The 14,960-nt window shown below is 68.8% G+C and carries 14 protein-coding genes; 10 read left to right on the forward strand and 4 right to left on the reverse strand.

The window, feature by feature from the left end; translation table 11 throughout:
- From Q8R27_RS08760 to rodA, 5 genes are all read left to right on the forward strand, one after another.
- A partial coding sequence (locus Q8R27_RS08760) for a rod shape-determining protein (RefSeq protein ID WP_305698656.1) occupies nucleotides 1-295 on the forward strand: 295 nt, incomplete at its 5' end.
- A gap of 67 nt (nucleotides 296-362) precedes the next feature.
- Nucleotides 363-1,511 (forward strand): rod shape-determining protein MreC, encoded by a 1,149-nt coding sequence (gene mreC / locus Q8R27_RS08765; protein WP_305698657.1) that lies wholly within the window; start codon nucleotides 363-365, stop codon nucleotides 1,509-1,511.
- Nucleotides 1,508-2,020 carry a hypothetical protein gene (locus Q8R27_RS08770; RefSeq protein ID WP_305698658.1) on the forward strand — a complete coding sequence of 171 codons (513 nt, stop codon included), beginning with the start codon at nucleotides 1,508-1,510 and terminating at the stop codon, nucleotides 2,018-2,020. Before mreC ends, Q8R27_RS08770 begins: the two co-directional genes overlap by 4 nt.
- A gap of 12 nt (nucleotides 2,021-2,032) precedes the next feature.
- Nucleotides 2,033-4,015, forward strand: a complete 1,983-nt coding sequence (gene mrdA / locus Q8R27_RS08775; protein WP_305698659.1) for a penicillin-binding protein 2 — start codon at nucleotides 2,033-2,035, stop codon at nucleotides 4,013-4,015.
- On the forward strand, nucleotides 4,012-5,166 hold the full coding sequence (gene rodA, locus Q8R27_RS08780; RefSeq protein WP_305698660.1) for a rod shape-determining protein RodA: 1,155 nt from the start codon (nucleotides 4,012-4,014) through the stop codon (nucleotides 5,164-5,166). The genes mrdA and rodA overlap by 4 nt, the downstream gene beginning before the upstream one ends.
- Here rodA and pip read toward each other — a convergent pair.
- The 4 genes from pip to cysD form a co-directional block, all read right to left on the reverse strand.
- Nucleotides 5,163-6,182 carry a prolyl aminopeptidase gene (gene pip / locus Q8R27_RS08785; protein ID WP_305698661.1) on the reverse strand — a complete coding sequence of 340 codons (1,020 nt, stop codon included), beginning with the start codon at nucleotides 6,180-6,182 and terminating at the stop codon, nucleotides 5,163-5,165. The two genes, rodA and pip, sit on opposite strands and share 4 nt — an antisense overlap.
- 246 nt (nucleotides 6,183-6,428) lie before the next feature.
- Complete coding sequence (locus Q8R27_RS08790) at nucleotides 6,429-6,785, reverse strand: DUF423 domain-containing protein (protein ID WP_305698662.1); 357 nt, start codon at nucleotides 6,783-6,785, stop codon at nucleotides 6,429-6,431.
- Nucleotides 6,786-6,826: 41 nt separating this feature from the next.
- On the reverse strand, nucleotides 6,827-8,731 hold the full coding sequence (gene cysN / locus Q8R27_RS08795; RefSeq protein WP_305698663.1) for a sulfate adenylyltransferase subunit CysN: 1,905 nt from the start codon (nucleotides 8,729-8,731) through the stop codon (nucleotides 6,827-6,829).
- Nucleotides 8,731-9,690 carry a sulfate adenylyltransferase subunit CysD gene (cysD, locus tag Q8R27_RS08800; protein ID WP_305698664.1) on the reverse strand — a complete coding sequence of 320 codons (960 nt, stop codon included), beginning with the start codon at nucleotides 9,688-9,690 and terminating at the stop codon, nucleotides 8,731-8,733. The genes cysN and cysD overlap by 1 nt, the downstream gene beginning before the upstream one ends.
- Nucleotides 9,691-9,707: 17 nt before the next feature.
- Between cysD and Q8R27_RS08805 the strand changes: the two genes are divergently transcribed.
- The 5 genes from Q8R27_RS08805 (at nucleotide 9,708) to Q8R27_RS08825 (ending at nucleotide 14,948) form a co-directional block, all read left to right on the forward strand.
- On the forward strand, nucleotides 9,708-9,881 hold the full coding sequence (locus tag Q8R27_RS08805) for a hypothetical protein (RefSeq protein WP_305698665.1): 174 nt from the start codon (nucleotides 9,708-9,710) through the stop codon (nucleotides 9,879-9,881).
- A 27-nt stretch (nucleotides 9,882-9,908) separates the two neighbouring features.
- Nucleotides 9,909-11,444 (forward strand): AlkA N-terminal domain-containing protein, encoded by a 1,536-nt coding sequence (locus Q8R27_RS08810; protein ID WP_305698666.1) that lies wholly within the window; start codon nucleotides 9,909-9,911, stop codon nucleotides 11,442-11,444.
- Nucleotides 11,425-11,961 (forward strand): methylated-DNA--[protein]-cysteine S-methyltransferase, encoded by a 537-nt coding sequence (locus Q8R27_RS08815; RefSeq protein ID WP_305698667.1) that lies wholly within the window; start codon nucleotides 11,425-11,427, stop codon nucleotides 11,959-11,961. Before Q8R27_RS08810 ends, Q8R27_RS08815 begins: the two co-directional genes overlap by 20 nt.
- Before the next feature lie 140 nt (nucleotides 11,962-12,101).
- Entirely contained in the window at nucleotides 12,102-12,317 is a 216-nt protein-coding gene (locus Q8R27_RS08820) for a hypothetical protein (RefSeq protein WP_305698668.1), read from the forward strand.
- 237 nt (nucleotides 12,318-12,554) lie between these two features.
- A complete protein-coding gene (locus Q8R27_RS08825) occupies nucleotides 12,555-14,948 on the forward strand; it encodes a polar localization protein TipN (protein ID WP_305698669.1) in 2,394 nt (797 codons plus the stop codon).
- Nucleotides 14,949-14,960 lie beyond the last annotated feature (12 nt).

The raw sequence follows: 14,960 nt of genomic DNA on the forward strand, positions 1-14,960 counted from the left end.
CAGCGAGAAGCAGGCCTCCGACGCCCTGGCCGAACCGGTCGGCCAGATCGTCGACGCGGTGAAGATGGCGCTGGAAGCCACGCCGCCGGAGCTGGCGTCAGACATCGCCGACAAAGGCATCATGCTGACCGGCGGCGGGGCGCTGCTGCGCGGCCTGGACGCCGAGATCCGCGACCACACCGGCCTGCCGGTGACGGTGGCCGACGACCCGCTTTCCTGCGTGGCGCTCGGCTGCGGCAAAGTGCTTGAACATCCCAAGTGGATGAAGGGCGTACTTGAGAGCACCCTGGCGTAGTATCCACGAATCGCCGGGTTTTTGGGGGTGACGGGGGTCCTCTCAATGCCGCTTGGAGTCGCCTCAGGTGTCCTTACGGGACAATCCGTTCGGTGAGCTGAAGGTCCCGCTGACCTGGACGGCGGCGGTGGCGTTGATCGTCGCCGCCATCGTGGCCATGGTTCTGCTGGCCAATGACCGTCGTGGCACCTTCCAGGCCGAGGCCTACGGGGTCACGCGGCGGGTGGGCGACGCGGTGGCGGCGCCGGTCGGCGGGGTGATGTCCGCACCGATCCGCTGGACCGGCGATGGCGTCGATACGGTGCGGGGCTACTTCTTCGCCGTCTCGGAGAACCGGCGGCTGAAAGCCGAGCTCGCCGAAGCGCGCCAGTGGCGCGACGCAGCCCTGCTGCTGCGCGACACCAACGAACGCTACAAGACCCTGCTGGGCCTGCGCACCGACCCGCCGATCCCGATGGTGGCGGCGCGCACGGTGCTGGATTCGCGGGGGCCCTTCGCCAACACCCGGATCGCCAACGTCGGCAAGGAGAAGGCGATCAAGGCCGGCTATCCGGTGGTCAGCGAGAACGGGCTGGTGGGCCGGGTGATCGGCGTGACCACGGGCGCCAGCCGCGTGCTGCTGCTGACCGACATCGCTTCGCGCGTGCCGGTGATGGTCGACCGCACCAACGCCCGCGCCATCTTGACCGGGGACGGCGGGCCGAACCCGACAATGGAATATCTGCGCGGCCAGGAGCCGGTGCGCCAGGGCGACCGTGTGGTGACGTCCGGCGATGGCGGCGTGCTTCCCCGCGGTCTGCCGGTCGGTACGGCTGTGAAGACCCTCGACGGGCGCTGGCGGGTGGTGCTGGCCTCCGACGCGGCCCCGGTGGACTTCGTCCGCATCCTGTTGTTCCAGGACTTCGCGCAGCTGGCCGACAGCGCCGAGCTGAACAAGATGCCCGTGCCCCCGCCGCCGGTGGGCGGCGTGCAGGTGGGCGAGGTGCGCCAGGCTTCGCCCGCCGCGCCAGGGACTTCGGCCAGCGCGCCGTCGCTGAAGATCACCCCGCCGCGCCCGGCCGGCGCAGCAGCGACCGCCTCCACCCCGCCGAGCGCGCCTGCCGCGACGGCCCCGCGTGCGGCGACGCCGCCTGCGACGCCCCCCCCGCAGCTTGCCACGCCGCCTGCGCCTGCCGCTGCAACGACGTCGCCACCCGCTCCGGCGCCAGCGCAATGAGCGGCCAGGCTCGCGTGCTCGCCCCGTGGGAGTGGATCGGCGCGCCGATGCTGCAGTGCGTGGCCTTGACCATCCTGTTCGCGGTGTCGCTGAAGGTGTTCGGACTGCGGCCGCCGGAGCCGGTGTTCGCCATGTGGCCAGTGTTCGCCTGGGCGATGATCCGCCCCTCGATCCTGGCGCCGTTCGCCGTGCTGTTGCTGGGCCTGTTCCTCGACGCCTTCTGGGGCGGGCCGACGGGTTTGTGGGCTGTGTCCCTTCTGGTCGCCTATGGCGCGGTGCTGGCGGCGCGGAACATGATGGTCGGCCAGAGCCAGCCGATGATGCTGTTCTGGTATGCGACGGTTACGGCGCTGGCGTTCGGCGCGGGCTATCTGATCAGCGCGGTGAAGACCCAGACCTATCCGAGCCTGGTGGCGGTGGGTTGGCAATTCCTCGCCACAATCGTGCTCTACCCGTTAGCCAACCGGTTGATCGACAGATTCGAGGACGCCGATGTCCGGTTCCGCTGAGGGGCGCCGGCCATGAGCCAGCCATCGATCTTCTTCGCCGAGGTCAACGAGAAGCAGGGCGCGTTCCACCGGCGTGCGTTCCTGATGGGCGGGTTCGCCGGTGTGAGCCTGTTGGCGTTGGGCGGGCGGCTGGCCTACCTGCAGATCTCGCAGGCCGAGCGTTATGAGAAGCTGTCGGCGTCCAACCAGTTCAACTTCCGGCTCACTCCGCCGCCGCGCGGTCTGATCGTCGATCGCAACGGCGTGGTGCTGGCGTCCAACCGGCCGAACTTCCGCCTGCTGGTGGCGCGCGACGAGCAGTTGGACGCTCAGGCGACGTTGAAGGTGCTGGCCAATTTCGTACCGCTGGACGCGGCGCGTCAGGATCGGCTGGTCAAGGAAATCGCCCGCACGCCGCGCCGCGTGCCGGTCTCGGTGATCGAGGACATGAGCTGGGACCAGTTCTCGGCGATAAACGTGCGCGCGCCGGAGTTGCGTGGCGTCACCGCCGACATGGGCGAGGTGCGGGTCTATCCCCACGGCGGCGCCTTCGCCCACGTGATCGGCTATGTGGCCAAGGTGAACCGCGAGGACCTGACGGCCACGGGGCCGAACTCCGACCCCATCCTGCTGCACCCGGGCTTTCGGATCGGCCGCCAGGGGGTGGAGAGCGCCTTCGACCAGGAGCTCCGCGGCAAGCCCGGCGCGCGGAAGGTGGAGGTCGACGCCAACGGTCGCGAGGTGCGTCAGGATCCGGAAGGCGACATTCCAGCCACCGCCGGCAAGCAGATCCAGCTGACGCTGGACGTAGACGTGCAGAACCGCGCGCTGGAGGTGTTCGGCGAAGAGGCCGGCGCCGCCGTGGTGATCGACTGCCGCACCGGCGACCTGCTGTGCATGGTCTCGACGCCGAGCTTCGATGCGAACCGCTTCGTGCGCGGGTTGACGGGCGTGGAATATCGGGCGCTGGCCAACTACGAGCGACGGCCGCTGCTGGACAAGGCGATGTCGGGGACCTACCCGCCGGGGTCGACCTTCAAGATGATGACCGCGCTGGCGGCGCTGGAAGCCGGGATTGATCCCGAGGAGCGCGTGGTGTGCGGCGGGAGCTGGCGGTTCGGCGGTCGATCCTGGGCGTGCTGGAAGCGTGGCGGGCACGGCGCGCAGAACCTGCACAACGCGATCAAGAACTCCTGCGACGTCTACTTCTACCAGATGTCGCTGCGCACCGGCCCGGACCGCATCGCCCAGGTGGCGCAGGCGTTCGGATTCGGCCAGGCCTTCGACATCGGCATTCCGGGCCAGAAGAAGGGAATCGTGCCGTCGACGGCCTGGAAGAAGAAATACTTCCGCAACCCTGAACTCCAACGCTGGTGGCCCGGGGAGACGCCGAGCTATGCGATCGGGCAGGGCGCGCTGGCGGTCAATCCGCTGCAGCTTGCGGTGATGACCGCCAGGTTGGCGAACGGACGCAAAGCGCTGAATCCACGCTTGATCCGCTCCATCGGCGGGGTGGAGACGCCGAGCGGGGCGGAGGCGCCCGACTTGCCGTTCAGCCAGGAGCACCTGGACATGGTGCGCGGCGGGATGGCGGCGGTGGCCAACGACGTCACCGGCACCGCCTATCGCGCCAGCCAACTCGGCCTGGGCGAGATCAAGATGGCCGGCAAGACCGGCACGGCCCAGGCGCGCAGCTATGGCTCGGGCGGCCGCGGCAACGCCGGTATCGCCTGGCGGCTGCGCGACCATGCGTGGTTCGTGGCCTTCGCGCCGTTCGATGCGCCACGCTATGCGATGTCGGTGCTGGTGCAGCACGGCACGGCCGGCGGCGGCGGGGCGGCGGTGGCGGCGCCCAAGGCGCGCGAGATCATGCGGGTGGTGCTGCTGAAGGATCCGGAGCTGCGGGCCCGGATCGAGCAGCCGCTGCCGATGCCCGCCATGCCGCATGAATGGGACGGCGAGGGCGAGGCGCCCGGCGAACCCACGATCGTGCCGCCATCGGAGCGACCCGCATGACCGTCAGCGCCCTGACCCGGCCCGGGGAACGCGACCGCCTGGTCGTCAAGCTGAGCGAGATCGACTGGTTTTTCTGCCTGGTGCTATGCCTGATCGCCGGCGCCGGGGCGTTGATGCTGTTCTCGATCGCCGGATCGTCTTGGGAGCCCTGGGCCGCCAAGCACATGATCCGCTTCGGCCTGTGCTTCGCGCTGATGGTGGTGCTGGCGCTCGTCGACCTGCGGGTATGGTTCGCGCTGGCCTATCCGATCTATGGACTGGGCCTGGTGCTGCTGGTGGCGGTGGAGGCCGTCGGCGACGTGTCGATGGGCGCGCAGCGGTGGCTGAATCTGGGCTTCGTTCGCCTTCAGCCGTCCGAGATCATGAAGATCGGCATCGTGTTGGCGCTGGCGCGCTTCTATCACGGCCTGTCGGGCAAGAAGGCGCACCTGTCCTGGTGGCTGCTGATCCCGGCGACGCTGATCGCGGTGCCCGTGGCGCTGGTGATGCATCAGCCGGACCTCGGCACCGCCATGCTGATCGCGCTCACCGGCGTCGCTGTGGTGATCATGGCCGGATTGTCGTGGCGGGTGATCCTGGCCGGCGTGGTCGCCGCCGCAATGGCCATCCCGCCGCTGGTGATGTTCGTGCTGCACGACTATCAGCGAAAGCGGGTGCTGACCTTCCTGGACCCCGAGAGCGATCCGTCCGGATCGGGCTACCACATCCTGCAGTCGAAGATCGCGCTGGGCTCCGGCGGCCTGCTGGGCAAGGGATACGGACTGGGCTCGCAAAGCCAGCTCAACTTCCTGCCTGAGAAGCAGACCGACTTCATCTTCGCGACCCTGGCGGAGGAGTTCGGCTTCGTCGGCTGCGTGACCGTGCTGGCGCTCTATGCCGCGGTGATCTTCATGGCGCTCCGAACCTCGTACGTCGGCCACAGCCACTTCGGGCGGCTAGGGGCGGCGGGGGTGACAGCGACGTTCACGCTCTATGTGCTGATCAACGGAGCGATGGTGATGGGCATGGCCCCGGTTGTGGGCGTGCCGATGCCGTTGTTGTCGTATGGCGGCACCGTGCTGCTGACGGTGATGATCGGCTTCGGACTGGTGCAGGCGGTGCGCGTCCACCGCTACTCCGAAGTCACCAGCGGCAAGGGCGCGCTGCTCTAGGCAACGGAGTAGGCTTGGTCGGTGGCGCGGACCAGAGCGTCTATCACGCCCGGTTCGGTGGAGGCGTGGCCAGCGTCCCAGACCACCTCGAAGCGCGCCTCCGGCCAGGCGTTGCAGAGCCGCCAGGCGGCGTCCATCGGTGTCACTACGTCGAAACGGCCCTGGACGATCCAGCCCGGGATGCCGCGGATGGCGGCGATGTTCTTCAGCAGCCAGCCGTCCTCGGCGAAGAAGCCCCGGTTGGCGAAGAAGTGGCATTCGATGCGGGCGAAGGCGATGGCGAAGTCGACCTCGTTGAACTTGGACGGACGCGCCTCCGGTCCGCGGATCGAGATGGTGTCGCCTTCCCACTGGCTCCAGGCGGAAGCCGCCTGCGCCTGCACGCGCCGGTCGGGATCGGTGAGGCGGCGATGGTAGGCGCCGATCATGTCGCCGCGCTCGTCTTCCGGGATGGGCGCACAGAAACTTTCCCAGGCGTCCGGGAAAAGCATCGAGGCCCCCTCCTGGTAGAACCATCGCAGCTCGCGTTCGGTGAGCAGGAAGACGCCGCGAAGGATCAGCGACTCGACACGTTCGGGGTGCTTGATGGCGTAGGCGAGCGCCAGCGTGGAGCCCCATGAGCCGCCGAACACCGCCCATTTCTCGACGCCCAGGTGGATACGCAGGCGCTCGATGTCTTCGATCAGCGACCAGGTGGTGTTGTCGTCAAGGCTGGCGTTGGGTCGCGAGCGTCCGCAGCCGCGCTGGTCGAACAGCACCATTCGCCAGCGATCGGGATCGAAGAACCGGCGCATGGTCGGGTTGATCGCCCCGCCCGGGCCGCCATGGAGGATGATGCACGGCTTGCCGTCGCGCTTGCCGCACTGCTCGTAGAAGATCTCATGCGGGCCGCCGGTGGGCATCCAGCCGTAGTCGAACGGGGCGTTGTCGCGGAACAGGCCGCGTCGGGAGGCTTGCGAAGCGACCACCGGCGGAAAGAGCCTCCGTTCAATCGCGCTCAGCTTACTTCGGGACATGCGGGGCGATCCAGTCGCGGGTAGCTCGTTGAACGCGCGAGCCGGCCGCAAGGGCGCGGACGATCGGACGGCTTCTTCGCACAGCGAATACGGCGAGAACACAAGCATGATCACGAGCAGCGGGGCGACCGCAACCGGCGCCTGGCGGCGGCGTCCCCCACGACGTTACGGCCGATGGCGCTGGTGATCTTCCTGGCGTTGGCGGGCTCGGTATCGCCCTGCGCACCTTGGCGTTGCTGAAGCGGCTCAGGCGCGAGGGCGATCGATCGCGGCGGCGGACCAGGCGAGCACGGCCCAGCCGCCGAGAAACAGCAGCCCGCCCAACGGCGTGATCGCCCCCAGCCAGCGCGGAGCGCCGAACGCCATGGCGACGAGCGAGCCGGAGAAGATCATGACGCCGGGGAGGAACAGCGCCGGGGCGTGGCGGGCCCTGGCGGCGCCCAGTTGCATGAACACGGCGCAGGCCACGGTAGCCAGAGCGTGCATGAAAGCGTAGCGCGATCCGATCTCCAGCAGGCCTTTGGCGTAAGGGTCGGGGACGCCGTGCGCGGCGAAAGCGCCGAAAGCCACCGACAGGAACCCGACCGCGGCCGCGAGGCTCATCCATACCCGCCGGTTCCAGGCCATCGCGTCAGGGCCTCAGGTCAGATGCCGGGATCGAAGCCGCCGTCGAGGCGGAAGGCGATGAACTCGGCGGCCTCCTCAGGCGTCATGGTCGTGGTGTCGATGCGGATTTCGGCGTTCTCCGGCGGCTCGTAGGGAGAGTCGATGCCGGTGAAGTTCTTGAGCTCGCCGGCGCGCGCCTTCTTGTAGAGGCCTTTGACGTCGCGCTCCTCGGCGACCGCGAGGGGGGTGTCGACGAACACCTCCATGAACTCGCTTTCACCCACGAGTTCGCGGGCCATCCGTCGCTCTGCGCGGAACGGCGAGATGAAGGACACCAGCACGATCAGGCCGGCGTCGACCATTAGGCGAGCGATCTCGGCCACGCGGCGGATGTTCTCGACGCGATCGGCGTCGGTGAAGCCAAGGTCCTTGTTGAGGCCGTGGCGCACGTTGTCGCCGTCGAGCAGGTAGGTGTGGCGGCCGTTGGCATGCAGGCGCTTCTCGACCAGGTCGGCGATCGTCGACTTGCCGGCGCCGGAGAGGCCGGTGAACCACACGACGCGGGCCTGCTGGCTTTTCTGGGAAGCGCGTGCAGCCTTGTCCACCGACAGCGCCTGCCAGTGGATGTTCTGGCTGCGACGTAGCGCGAAGTGCAGCATGCCCGCGCCGACCGTGCGGTTGCTGATCCGATCGACCAGGATGAAGCCGCCGAGGTCGTGGTTCTCGGAATAGGGATCGAAGGCGATCGGCGCGTCGAGCGAGAGGTTGCAGACGCCGATTTCATTGAGCTCCAGCCGCTTGGCGGCGAGGTGCTCCATCGTGTTCACGTTGACCTTCCACTTCGGCTCGCTGACGCTGGCGCCGACGGCGCGCGCGCCGAGCTTCATCAGATAGGGCCGACCTGGCAGCATCGCGTCGTCGTCCATCCACACCAGCGTCGCTTCGAACTGGTCGGCGACGGCAGGGGCGGCTTCGGCATGGGCCAGGACGTCGCCACGGCTGACGTCGATCTCGTCGGCCAGCGTGATGGTGATCGACTGGCCGGCCACCGCGCGGGGCAGGTCGCCGTCCTGGGTGACGATGCGGGCGACCGTGCTTTCGCGTCCCGAGGGCAGCACCTTCAGGCGGTCGCCGGGCGCGACGGAGCCGGAGGCGACGAAGCCCGAGAAGCCGCGGAAGTCGAGGTTCGGCCGGTTCACCCACTGCACCGGCATGCGGAACGGGTCGGCGCGCAGGTAGTCATCGACCTCGATGGTCTCCAGGTGGCTCATCAACGTCGGTCCCTGGTGCCAGGGACTGTTGGCGCTGGGCTCGGTGATGTTGTCGCCGCGCAGGGCGGACATCGGGATGGCGGTGAAGTCCTTGATGCCGATCTGCTCGGCGAAGCCGCGGTACTCGGCGAGGATCTCGTCGAAGCGCTCCTTGGACCAGTCCACCAGGTCCATCTTGTTGATCGCCAGCACCACGTGGCGGATGCCGAGCAGGCTGACGAGGTAGCTGTGGCGCCGCGTCTGGGTGAGCACGCCGCGGCGTGCGTCGATCAGGATCACGGCGGCGTCGGCGGTCGAAGCGCCGGTGACCATGTTGCGCGTGTACTGCTCGTGGCCCGGCGTGTCGGCGACGATGAACTTGCGCTTGTCTGTGGAGAAGAAGCGATAAGCGACGTCGATGGTGATGCCTTGCTCGCGCTCGGCGGCGAGGCCGTCGACCAGCAGGGCGAAGTCGATCTCGCCGCCCTGCGTGCCGACGCGTTTGGAGTCGGCTTCGAGCGCGGCGAGCTGATCCTCGAAGATCATCTTGGAATCGTAGAGCAGGCGGCCGATTAGCGTCGACTTGCCGTCGTCGACTGAGCCGCAGGTCAGAAACCGCAGCAGGCTCTTGACCTCGTGGGCCTTCAGGTAGGCGTCGATGTCCTGGGCGATCAGGTCGCTCTGGTGGGCCATCAGAAGTAGCCTTCCTGCTTCTTCTTCTCCATCGAGGCGGACTGGTCGTGGTCGATCTTTCGACCCTGGCGCTCAGATGTGGTGGTGAGCAGCATCTCCTGGATGATCTCGGGCAGCGTCGCAGCGGTGCTCTCGACAGCGCCGGTGAGCGGATAGCAGCCCAGCGTGCGGAACCGCACGCTCTTCATCATCGGAACCTCGCCGGGCTCCAGGCGCATGCGGTCGTCATCGACCATGATCAGCGCACCGTCCCGCTCGACCACCGGGCGCACGGCGGAGAAGTACAGCGGCACGATGGGGATCTTCTCAAGGTAGATATATTGCCAGATGTCGAGCTCGGTCCAGTTGGAGATTGGGAACACGCGGACCGACTCGCCGGGATTCTTGCGCGCGTTATAGAGCTTCCACAGTTCGGGCCGTTGGTTCTTGGGGTCCCAGCGGTGCTGGGCGGAGCGGAACGAGAAGATGCGCTCCTTGGCGCGGGACTTCTCCTCGTCGCGGCGTGCGCCCCCGAACGCCGCGTCGAAGCCGTACTTGTCGAGCGCCTGCTTCAGGCCCTCGGTCTTCCAGATGTCGGTATGCAGGGCCGAGCCGTGGTCGAACGGATTGATGCCGCGAGCCTCGGCCTCGGGATTTTTGTGGACCAGCAGCTCGAAACCGAGCTCGCGGGCCATGCGCTCGCGCATCTCGTACATGGCCTGGAACTTCCAGGTTGTGTCGACATGCAGCAGCGGGAACGGCGGCTTGGACGGATAGAAGGCCTTTGCCGCCAGATGCAGCATCACGGCCGAGTCCTTGCCGACCGAATACAGCATGACCGGGTTTTCGCACTCGGCGACCACCTCGCGCATGATGTGGATGCTCTCGGCCTCCAGGCGCTGGAGATGGGTCAGCGCGGCCTGATCGGCGAGCGGCGTTACAGGAATGGCGGCCGGTGGCGCGGCGCGGGCGTCGATCAAGAGCGATCCTTGCACGGATGGGGGCGGAGACGCCGAAAAATGAAAAAAATCCGCCGCAGCAAAGCATGCTGCGCACGGACTGGCCCTTGGCCGGTGACTTAGTGGACGCGAAGGTCAAGCGCAAGCCGCTGGCCGCGCGGTCGGCGCTGAAGAGGTGGAACCGCATCGTGACCGAAAACCGCGAGTTGTGACGTCATAACGTCCGAAAACCGCGAGACATGCGCCGTTCCGCGACCCATCCTGCGGTGATGGATATGCAGACAGAAGCCTATCATCGAGCCTTCATCACGCGCGACCCGCGCTTCGATGGGCGGGTGTTCGGCGGGGTCAAGACGACCGGCATCTACTGCCGGCCGATCTGCCCGGCGCGCACGGCCAAGCGTGAGAATGTGATCTATTTCCCGACCGCCGCAGCGGCCCAAGAGGCGGGGTTCCGGCCCTGCCTGCGTTGCCGGCCGGACGCGGCGCCGGACCTGGGCGCCTGGCGCGGGACGTCGAACACAGTGTCGCGCGCGCTGGCGCTGATCGAGGCGGGGGCGCTCGACGGCGGCGACGTCGACGCGCTGGCGACCCGGCTGGGCGTCGGCGAGCGGCAGCTTCGCAGGCTGTTCCGCCAACACCTCGGCGCCTCGCCCGTGTCGGTCGCCCAGACGCGCCGCGTGCTGCTGGCCAAGCAATTGATCCATGAGACCCGGCTGCCGATGAGCGAGGTTGCGCTTGCGGCCGGCTTCGGCAGCGTGCGGCGGTTCAACGAGTCGTTCCAGCAGCTGTTTCGGCGATCTCCCCAGGCGCTGCGCCGCTCTGGACGGCTGGAGACCAGCGCCGCGGACGGCGGCGCGGTGACGGTCAGGCTCGCCTACCGCGCGCCGTACGACTGGGAGAGCATGATCGCCTTCCTTTCGGCGCGCGCGATCCCCGGCGTCGAGGTGGTCACGGCGGACAGTTATTCACGCACCGTGTCGATCGATGGCGCGCGTGGTGTGATCAGCGTGCGTCCGGCGGACGGCGACGTCCTGGCGGCGAGCGTGTGGTTCCCGCGGCTACAGGCGTTGCCGGCGATCATCGCGAGGGTTCGGCGGGTGTTCGACCTGGCGGCCGAGCCGGAGACTATCGGCGAGCACCTGTCACAGGACCCGGCGCTGGCGCCCCTGATCGCCGCGCGCCCGGGGTTGCGGGCGCCGGGAGCCTGGGATGGCTTCGAGCTCGCCGTGCGGGCGATCCTCGGCCAGCAGATCACGGTCGGGGCGGCGCGCAACCTGGCGGCCAAGCTGGTCTCCGCCTACGGCGAAGCGATCGACGATCCGGCGGCGGTGGAACTGGGGCTGACCCGCGTGTTCCCGGGACCCGAGCGGCTGGTGGGCCAGGACATCGCGGCCTTGGGCATGCCCAAGGCGCGGGGCGCGGCGCTGGAATCGATGGCCCGGGCGACGGTCGCTGACCCACTGATATTCGGAGCTAGGCGCAGCCTGGAGGAGGCGATCGAGGCGCTGCGGGCGCTGCCGGGGGTAGGTGAGTGGACAGCCCAGTACATCGCGCTGCGCGAACTGCGCGAGCCCGACGCTTTCCCGCACGCCGACGTGGCGCTGCAGCGGGCGCTGGCGGACAGCGAAGGCCGGCGGCCGACCTCGGCGGAACTGCTGATCCGCGCAGAGCGCTGGCGGCCCTGGCGCGCCTACGCCGCCCAGCACCTATGGGCCTCCCTGCACGCCACGGCCGACCAGAAGGACAGGACCGATGACCTCCAAGCCGCTTGAGCTGTCGATCGACCGGATGGAGACGCCGACGGGTCAACTGTTCCTGGTCACCGACCGGGATGGCGCGCTGCGCGCCCTCGACTGGACCGATCACGAGGACCGCATGCGCCGCCTGCTGCTGCGGCACTACGGCCAGCCGGTCATGACCAAGGGCCCGGCGCCGGCGTCGGTGCGGCGCGCGCTGGAGGGCTACTTCGCCGGCGACGCCAAGGCGCTGGAATCGATTCGCTGGGAAACGGCGGGGACGGCGTTTCAGCGCGCGGTGTGGCGCGCGCTCTGCACGATACCTGCCGGGGAGACGCTTAGTTATTCGGGCCTCGCCGCCAAGGTCGGTTCGCCCAAGGCGGTGCGCGCGGTCGGAACGGCGAACGGCTCCAACCCGGTGGCGCTCGTGGTGCCTTGCCACAGGGTGATCGGCGCGGACGGGTCACTGACCGGATACGCCGGCGGCCTCGATCGCAAGCGCTGGCTGCTGGCGCACGAGGGCGCGGCGTTCAAGGAGCGCCTGGCCGCCTGACGCCAATCAGCGCCGACCGCTTCAAGCCCCGCTCCAACTCCGCGGGCCAAGCCGCTAAATTTCATGTTACAAGCGTCATCGACGGGACACGGCTGCTATACAGCGGATTGGTGTTCGGCTCCGGCAGGAGGAGAGGTCTGATGACGACATTCACTGAACTCGTCGCCGCCGTGGTCGTGCAGTCCTCGACGCTCGTCTATTCGCATTTCGGCGTGACCCTGGAGCCTGTCCGGGTCGACCAGCCGGCGGTGGTCGAGCGGGTCGTGGTGCGCAGGGACGTCCCGCCGGCGGCCAAAAAGGCCGACAAGACCCTGGAGCGCCCCGCGCCGCCACCGGTGCGGGTGGCCAAGGCCTAGGGCGTCGCCCGTGGTCGCGGCATTGCGTCTCTGTAAGCCGGAATCCCTCCTATGACTGTTTGCGTCCTCCATGATGGCCGGTAAGTCTCGTGCCGATTGGTGTGGAGCCGCTGCGTCCGAGCCGGGACGCGAGGCTTTGAGCCGTGGGCCGAGCAGGCCGCACAAGGGCCGCGTATGAAGATCACCAAGCGGCGGCAGCCGGCGGATTTCCAAAGCGTTTCAGATCTTTCCCCAGCGATGTCGGAAGACGGCGCGCCGAGCGCGTTGACGCCGGCTGACTCAGACCGGGCGCCGGCCCGCCGTGGGGCGAGCGACGCTGCGGAGTTCTCCCGCGCCGACACGTCCCTGGCGGTGCTGCAGGAAGAATACGAATCACCTCCCGCGTGGCCGATCTATCTGGCCGCGCTGGTTGTGTCGGTGCTGTGGGTGTGCGGTCCGCTGGCGTTCGCGATCGGCTATCGCAACGGCGTGGCCCCGTTCCGGGACGACCTGTTCGCGATCGCGGTGTTCGCCCTGCTGTCGGTGGGGCCGGCGGCGTTCGTGTGGATCGCGGCCTATATGGTGCGCCAGACTCAGCGGCTCGGCGCCGAGACCCGTCGAGCGAAGGCGCTGGCCGACGACCTGATCGCACCGGCTGTGGCGGCGGGCCTGGGGGCCGGGGATGTCGTGCAGTCGATACGCGAGGAAATCCGCAGGGCCGGCGAGGCGGCGGACGATGCCCGCGTCGCGCTGCTGGAGCTGCGCAAGTCGCTGTCGCAGGAGACCGAGCGACTGGCGGAGGCCGCGGCGACGTCGCTTCGCAACGCGCAAGGCTTGAGCGCGAGCCTGGGCCTAGAGCGCACCGAAATGGGCGTGCTGGCGCAGAGCCTGGATGCGCAGGCGGCCAAGGTCGCTGACGTGATCAGCCAGCAGGCGCGCATGGTGGCCGAGGCGTCCGACCTCGCCGAGACGCAATTGCGGGAAGCCGAGGCTCTGCTGGCGGCGAGGGCCGCTGACCTTGCCGCCGCGGCCGGCGAAGCCCAGGGCGCGGCGCGGACGGCGGGCGAGGACCTGAACAGGCACATCGCACGGCTGGAGAACGCCGGCATCGGCGTCGCCGAACAGATCCGCGCCGTGGAGGGTGGATTGGCCGAGCAGCGGGCGTCGCTGGTCACGCTCTCGCATGCCTTGCGGGCGGACAACGAAGCGTTCGCCACCGAGGCCGAGGGCCACGCAGCGCAATTGGCCGACTTCATCGGCCAGGCGCGGATCTCGGCGCTAGAGATGGGCGACCGCGCGCTGAAGGGCGGCGAGTCGCTGCGCCATCTGATGGCCGAGGCGACGGCGCAGTTCCGTGACCTGACCCAGGCCGCCCAGGCCGAGCGCGACGCGTTCAGCCAGTCGTCGGCCCAGGCCGTAGGCACGGTGTTCGAGACTGCGGCCAAGGAACGCGAACAGCTCGCGGTGCAGACCGAGGCTGCAATCGAGGCGCTGGCGCGTGCGGCCGAGGAGACGCGTGCAGCGTCGTCGCGTCACGCGGAGGCCGCGCGAGATCAGGTCGATCAACTGTCGGAAGCCGCATTCACCGCCGGTCAGAAGGCCAACCAAGCGTTCGAGGCGCGGTTGGATGAGGCGCGGCAATTGATCGAGCGCTCGGCCGAGATGGTCGAGCAGGCGGGGACGGCGACGGCCGAGAAACTGGAGGCCGGCGCTTCGGCGGCGCGCGCGACGCTGGAAGAACTGCAGCGCATGCTGGCCGACGTGGATCAGCGTTCGGCGCAGATGCCGCTGGCGGCGCGCGATCAGGCCGAACAGGTGCGGGTCGCCGTCACCGAGAGCATGGACGAACTGCTGGGTCAGGCGCGGCGCGCAGCCGAAGAGACCCAGGCGATCGACGCGGCGTTCCAGGAACGCGTCCGGCGCAACTACGAGATGCTGAGCGAGGCCGTGCGGTTGATGGGCGCGGTGGCCAGCGGCCCGGTCACCGCCATGGCCGCGCCGGCGATGCTGACGCCTCCGCCGCCGCCTCGGACTCCACGTGCGGCCCCGGAGTCTGTCGTGGAAGCGCCTGCGCCGGCGCGCGCACCAGAGCCCAAGGCAGAATCGAAGGTCGAGCCTGCCGCGAAGGCCGATCCGGGCGCGGCGCGGCCTCGGTTGCGGCTGACGCCGACCGCCACGGACGAGGAATTCTCCAGCGTCTTCGAGGCCAGCGGCGGCGCGGACACGCCGGACACCGACGGCTGGACATGGAAGGAGCTGCTGTCGTCGATCGACGAGAGCGGGCCAACCGACCCGGTGAAGCTTGAAGCCGTGCTGATCGACGAGATCGCCGAGATGGGGATCGATGCGACGTCGCTGCTGCCACCGGACCGGATCGAGAAGATCGCCGCGGTGATCCAGACCGGCGACCTGATCGGCGCGCGCGAGGTGGTGCGCAAGCTGGCGCCCGCCGCGGTGCATAGGCTGAGCCGGAGGCTGCTGGCCGACGAGCGGCTGGGCCGGCAGACCGCGCGACATCTCGACCGCTACAAAGCTCTGCTCGACGACGCCGCGGCGCGCGACCACGAAGGGTTCCTGGTGGCGGCGCTGCTCAACTCGGACGGCGGGCGCGCCTATCTGGTGCTCGAGGCGGCGGTCGGGGACATGGCCTAAGCGCGCACCTGG

Source organism: Phenylobacterium sp., assembly GCF_030697305.1.
GTDB lineage: Bacteria > Pseudomonadota > Alphaproteobacteria > Caulobacterales > Caulobacteraceae > Phenylobacterium.

Coding starts and splice junctions, on each gene's coding strand:
- Q8R27_RS08770 (WP_305698658.1), top strand. CDS start 1,508: ATGAGCGGCCAGGCTCGCGTGCTCGCCCCGTGGGAGTGGATCGGCGCG.
- mrdA (WP_305698659.1), top strand. CDS start 2,033: ATGAGCCAGCCATCGATCTTCTTCGCCGAGGTCAACGAGAAGCAGGGC.
- rodA (WP_305698660.1), top strand. CDS start 4,012: ATGACCGTCAGCGCCCTGACCCGGCCCGGGGAACGCGACCGCCTGGTC.
- pip (WP_305698661.1), bottom strand. CDS start 6,182: ATGTCCCGAAGTAAGCTGAGCGCGATTGAACGGAGGCTCTTTCCGCCG.
- Q8R27_RS08790 (WP_305698662.1), bottom strand. CDS start 6,785: ATGAGCCTCGCGGCCGCGGTCGGGTTCCTGTCGGTGGCTTTCGGCGCT.
- cysN (WP_305698663.1), bottom strand. CDS start 8,731: ATGGCCCACCAGAGCGACCTGATCGCCCAGGACATCGACGCCTACCTG.
- Q8R27_RS08805 (WP_305698665.1), top strand. CDS start 9,708: ATGGGGGCGGAGACGCCGAAAAATGAAAAAAATCCGCCGCAGCAAAGC.
- Q8R27_RS08810 (WP_305698666.1), top strand. CDS start 9,909: ATGCGCCGTTCCGCGACCCATCCTGCGGTGATGGATATGCAGACAGAA.
- Q8R27_RS08815 (WP_305698667.1), top strand. CDS start 11,425: ATGACCTCCAAGCCGCTTGAGCTGTCGATCGACCGGATGGAGACGCCG.
- Q8R27_RS08820 (WP_305698668.1), top strand. CDS start 12,102: ATGACGACATTCACTGAACTCGTCGCCGCCGTGGTCGTGCAGTCCTCG.
- Q8R27_RS08825 (WP_305698669.1), top strand. CDS start 12,555: ATGTCGGAAGACGGCGCGCCGAGCGCGTTGACGCCGGCTGACTCAGAC.